Source organism: Xanthomonas sp. GPE 39, from assembly GCF_000963005.1.
In the GTDB taxonomy this organism is placed as follows: domain Bacteria; phylum Pseudomonadota; class Gammaproteobacteria; order Xanthomonadales; family Xanthomonadaceae; genus Xanthomonas_A.
On sequence record NZ_JZHZ01000007.1, the window covers coordinates 2,477,812 to 2,482,707 of the forward strand.

3 protein-coding genes and 1 pseudogene are annotated in these 4,896 nt (G+C 59.0%); 1 reads left to right on the forward strand and 3 read right to left on the reverse strand.

Translation table 11 applies throughout. From position 1 onward, the window contains the following. Positions 1–1,235: pseudogene (locus XALGPE39_RS10285) on the reverse strand (hypothetical protein); the annotation flags it as partial. A 287-nt stretch (positions 1,236–1,522) separates the two neighbouring features. Between XALGPE39_RS10285 and XALGPE39_RS10290 the strand changes: the two are divergent. Continuing rightward, positions 1,523–1,888: a SymE family type I addiction module toxin gene (locus XALGPE39_RS10290; protein WP_162836128.1), complete on the forward strand. Its 366-nt coding sequence runs from the start codon at positions 1,523–1,525 to the stop codon at positions 1,886–1,888. 35 nt (positions 1,889–1,923) lie between these two features. On the opposite strand, the gene XALGPE39_RS15245 is transcribed toward XALGPE39_RS10290, so the two are convergent. Together XALGPE39_RS15245 and XALGPE39_RS14915 are read right to left on the reverse strand one after the other, a co-directional pair. Next, positions 1,924–2,418, reverse strand: coding sequence for an Imm63 family immunity protein (locus tag XALGPE39_RS15245; RefSeq protein ID WP_082061885.1), 495 nt, complete (start codon positions 2,416–2,418; stop codon positions 1,924–1,926). After that, positions 2,415–4,896, reverse strand: a 2,482-nt coding sequence (locus XALGPE39_RS14915; protein WP_152624880.1) for a glycohydrolase toxin TNT-related protein, incomplete at its 5' end; no start/stop codon positions are given. The genes XALGPE39_RS14915 and XALGPE39_RS15245, both read right to left, overlap by 4 nt.

Sequence of the window (4,896 nt, forward strand, 5' to 3'; positions counted from 1 at the left end):
GGACCCGCACCCGGTTGCAGCACGTCCTGCACCGTGGTGCGCGTGGCGATGCGGTAGTGCTCGTTGTCCTCCCGCCCGCCGCCGCCGGTGCCTTGTGGGTTGCTCAGGATGTGGTCCGGATCGGTGTAGGCGTATTGCGCGATCAATTGCACGCAGTTGGTGGTGCATGTTCCGTAGGCATTGGAGTATTTGAGGGTGTCGCTCTCGTAGTGGAACGGCGGGGCGCCCGGTTCGTCGGCGGACACGGCGGCGAACGGGTCGCTGGCACCGCTGCTCACCTGGTCCGGATTGATCTGGTTGTCCTGGCGAGCGGTGTAGTAGATCGTCACCGTGCCCGTGCGCGGGTCCAGCCGCGAACGCTCGCCGGTGGCCGAGTACATCGCGCCACGGGCGAAGAAGTACGCGCTGGTCTGCGCCGTCAGCCGGATCGTCGCCTGATGCACCTGATACCCATCCGGCGTGGTGTACACCGTGTCCTGCAGGATGTCCTGCGGGTTGAGGTAGTAGATCTCCAGCGCGCTGTAGTTGCTGGTGGAGCGCAGATCGTTGTGGGCATTTTGGCCGTTGTTGCGCCAGCTCGGTTGATCCAGCCGCACTGGCGCGGCGGTGCTCGTGGTCTGGGTCACCACTACGTTCTGGCGGATGTTGTTGAGCGCACTGGCGTGCAGCGCCAGCGTGCCGGCGATCTCGATGGTGGAGCCGAGGTTGTCCACGCGGGCGGCATTGCCGATGGCCTGCTGGTTGCCATCCAGCGCCCCGCCGATGGCCGCATCGCCATCGCTGTAGAGTAAGGCGCTGTCGGTGTTGCTCAACTGACCCACGCCGAGGTCCAGGCGCTGGCGCGCGGCCACAGTGGCCGCATGCGTCACCCCGGCCACGGACTCGGCCCGGTTGAGCAGCGTGCCGGCGGCGATGGCGACGTGGTCGCCATACACCCGCCCGGTGCCCACGTTGTCCACGGTTGCCGCTTGCAACTGGGTCAGCGCGCCGTCGATCAGGCCGCGATTGGTCAGTTGCCCGCTGGCCTGGACGTGGGTCACGCCCTGGCTGCTGATCTCCCCGCTGGCGGCGTTGTCCACATTGGCCGCGGACAGATCCAGATTGTCCGCGCGCAGCACGCCCTGGTTGAGCAGGTCGCCATCGGTGTGGATGGACAGGTTACCGTTGGCAATCAGCTGCCCGGTATTGGTCAGGCCCTCGTGCAGGGTCAGGCTCAGATCGCCCTGGGATTGCACCTGCCCATCGCGCGCTGAGCGCGCGCTTAGTTGACATCGAACGCAACCGACTGCAATCTCTCCGACAAGGAGCGTAGAAACTCCTCACTTAGCGGTACCCACCTCCGTCAAACTGGTGGGTTTTTTGTGCCTGTTCGCAGGCGCAAACCGACGCAATGCCTGCGTCGGGAGGGCGGCTAATAAAACACCCTTCGGGGAAATACGCCCGCCGGCTAAGTGCGGTTTCTAACCTCCCGACATCCCGTCGCCGTTGGCGGCGGTTCTCGTACACACAGGAGGCTTTTGCCATGCGTCAACCGTCATCGCGCCGCAGTAATACAACCAAGCGTTCGCCATGCAAGGACCTGCAATGGACGTTTGTGGAACCGACGCTCAGCCCGATGATGACGTGCGAGCAAGCCGAGGCCCTAAATTCTGCCGAGCTTGCACGCAAACAACGCCCACCGCGACGCGTGCGTCCAACGCAACAGTGCACCATGGGTTATGGCTACTATCCCGACAGTCATCAGCCCATACCCGCCCTGCGCCTGCGTGGTCGCTGGCTGGAAGAGTTGGGATTCGCCATCGGCTGCAAATTGCGCATCGCTGTGCGTGATCGTGAGTTGGTGATCACGGTGATTGGTGATAAGTGCATACCAGTTGATGGGTCTTGAGGAACGAGTTTACATCGTTCAGTTGAGAGCCTCTCTCAACGGCGCGGCAGTAATCCCTTTGCCACGAGCCATGCGTGTAACTTTTCCATCACTGATGCAGTGTCCGATTTTGTTTTTTTGGCTGCTATTACAGAATCTAGCATCCTAAGCTCCTCATCAGACTCTTCCCTAGCTTTCTTACCCCAAACAGGACTGAGGCGCTCCATTAAATTAATTCTCCTCAATATAAAATCCATCCTTCCAATATCAACGTCTTCAATTTTATTAAAATCTTCAGAATCTGCGATCATGTCAGATATAATTCCATCAAAAATCCAGTAAAGCACATCATCACTAGATGACGTCTCCTTTCTGAAAACCTGATAATTTCTCTCAACACATTCATAAACAAATTTTCCATTTTCAAAAATTAGAAATGGATTTGCATCACTACTAGGTAATTTCCTAATAACGAGAAGCTTCTCTGGCGCATCAATCCTCCTTCCAAGAGAAAATAATTCATTCTGAATTTTTAATATTTCCTCATTCATTTATCTACTCGCTTCAAGAATTTATTATCTATTAACCACTTAACATTAACCCTATCGGGAAACCTCGGCAAAATTTGCAAACCACCTCCTGACTGATCGAATGCCGGCGCTATTTCTCCTTGTATTACTGGCAGCGGCTTTATGACCTCATATTCATAATACCCCTCACTTCTCGACCCTGGCGCCAAGGCTCTTTGTTCATAAGAGGTCCCAGTAGGCGAAAGAAAATATCCTGTGTTACTGCCATACCGATCCACCCTTGTACCTACGCTCAAAGTGGTTTCAACGCGGTCCCCAGCAAATCCCAAATTCTCAGGCCAATCCCAACCACGTCCGTCGGGCTTCTTGAATTGATCATATATCGAAAAGCCGCCAGACTCCGCATCAACCAATGCAGAACCAGAATAAAATCCATCGCCATACTTAAATACCTGCGCATCAGCAGAACCAACACGCATACCATTGGTCAGAGATTTTATCCCTGACACACTCCTAACCCACGCATTTGTAGCAATTTCTAAATCGATGGCACGATTCGCAGCCAGCGCAGCTCCTGCGGATGGAGCCATCTGCGTAAATCCATACAACAGTTCAGCCGTGCCAGGCTGCAATCCTAGTGCTTGCAGCGCTTGACCACCCAGAGTCGAGGTGGCTTTTCCACTGAACAATGTACTCGAACCAGCCGCCGCATTATCTGCACCTGCACCCGTGAGGTACACGGAAGCCAAGCAGCCGACGAAGGTTCCGCACGTCGGCGCAAGCATCATGCCTCCTGCCGATTCCGCTGCACCACCTACCATCTGCAAGCCACCGAGCGCACGAGTACCTACTTGGTTTTTCGTCGCCCAGTCACCAAAAGCATCCACTCCATCGTATGTAAACAGATGTCTGTTTTCCTCCCAAGTACTGCCGGCTGCGTATCCAGACGTCGTTTGCGACTGCGACTTGAGCCAGTCACGATCTTCCTGACGCTCTGGCTTATTCCCCTCAACCTCGATTGCCGCCCAATATTTTTTCTCATCCGAACCATCCGGATACTCTGCCGAACACTTCACCAACGCACAGGCCGCGGCGACCAAATCCGCTTCACGCTGCGGATCGCCGTTTGCCATTTCCTTCAAGCGAGCAACCTCGTTTTGGTTACTGTCTTGGTGCAACTGCCGATTATTCGTATCCTCGTTGAACGCCGTGGCCGCACCGCTCGCACCGCCGGTCACCGCCCCCAATCCCGCTGCCAGGCCCGCGCCCACTGCTTCACGCACGCCGTCGGGTAGATCCTTCGTCAGCTCGTTCAACCTCGGTGCCGCACTGGCGGCCGCGCCTGCGCCCAACGCGCCTTGCACCCCGCCGCCCAATGCGCCCATCGCCGCGTGCGCCGCTACGCGGTAGGCGCCGCCTTCATCCCATTTTTCCGCTTCCGCCTCGTTGCCCTGCGAACGCAGTTCCAACGCTTTGTGCGAGGCGTAATCGCCAATCGCCTTACCCGCCTGCTGCCCGAACGTCGCCATGATCTGCGCACCAGCGGTCACTTGCTGTTGCAGTTGTTGCCCGTTCCAGTCCTTGACCAACCCGTTGCTGCTGTCGCCGGTGTGCACGTCGCGGTTCAGCGCGGCTAGCGTGTCGGCGATGCTCTGTCCGCTCTTGGCCTGTTGCCCCGCTGCATCGGTGATCGTCAGTGCGCCGCCGCTGATCCCGCTGTGCGTGATCGAGGTCTGGCTGCCGCTCTTGCTGTTGTAGCCCGCGGCCGTTCCCCGCGCCCCGCTACCCTGGTTCTGCCAGGACCAACTGCTGCCTTGGTTCACCGTCGAAGGCATCTGGCTGCTGCCGCTGTCGCCACTGCCGCCATCGCTCTTGGCATCGGACTTGCCATTGCTCCCCCCCGCCGCATACCCGCCGGACAGGTTCACGCCCGTCGCCTTGTAGTGGCTGGTGTTGACGATGTCGGCCACCGTCAGCGTGCCGGTCGTCAGTTGGTTGCGGCCCTGGTCGATGGCCGCCTGCGTGCTGGCGATCACCCCGCCCTTCAGGTCGGTGTTGCCATGCACGGTGATGTCGAACCCGCCATCGCCGGCCTGGATGCCGCTTTGTTCGGTGACGCTGGCAAAGTCGCCATCCACCTTGGCATGGCTATAGCTCGCGCTGCCGCTCGCCCCGATGCCCACGGTGATGCTGCCGGCAACAGACGTGTCGTGGCTGGCGTAATGGCTGGTGTCCTGTTCGCTGTGGATGTGCAGATCGCCCCCCACATCCGCCATCACCTTGTTCGCCGACAGCACCGCGCCATCCAGCGTGGTGTCGTGGCCGCTGATCACCGTGGCCGTGTTGCCCGCCGACAGGTGGCTGTTGCGTTGGGTCACGTCGGTGCCATCGCCCTGGCCGTGCGCGCTGCTGGCGCTGGCGGTGAAGCCCATCGCCGCGCCCTGGGAGCCATAGCTGAACCCCACGCCGATCGCCGCGCTGCCGCTCTTGCTGCGGCTG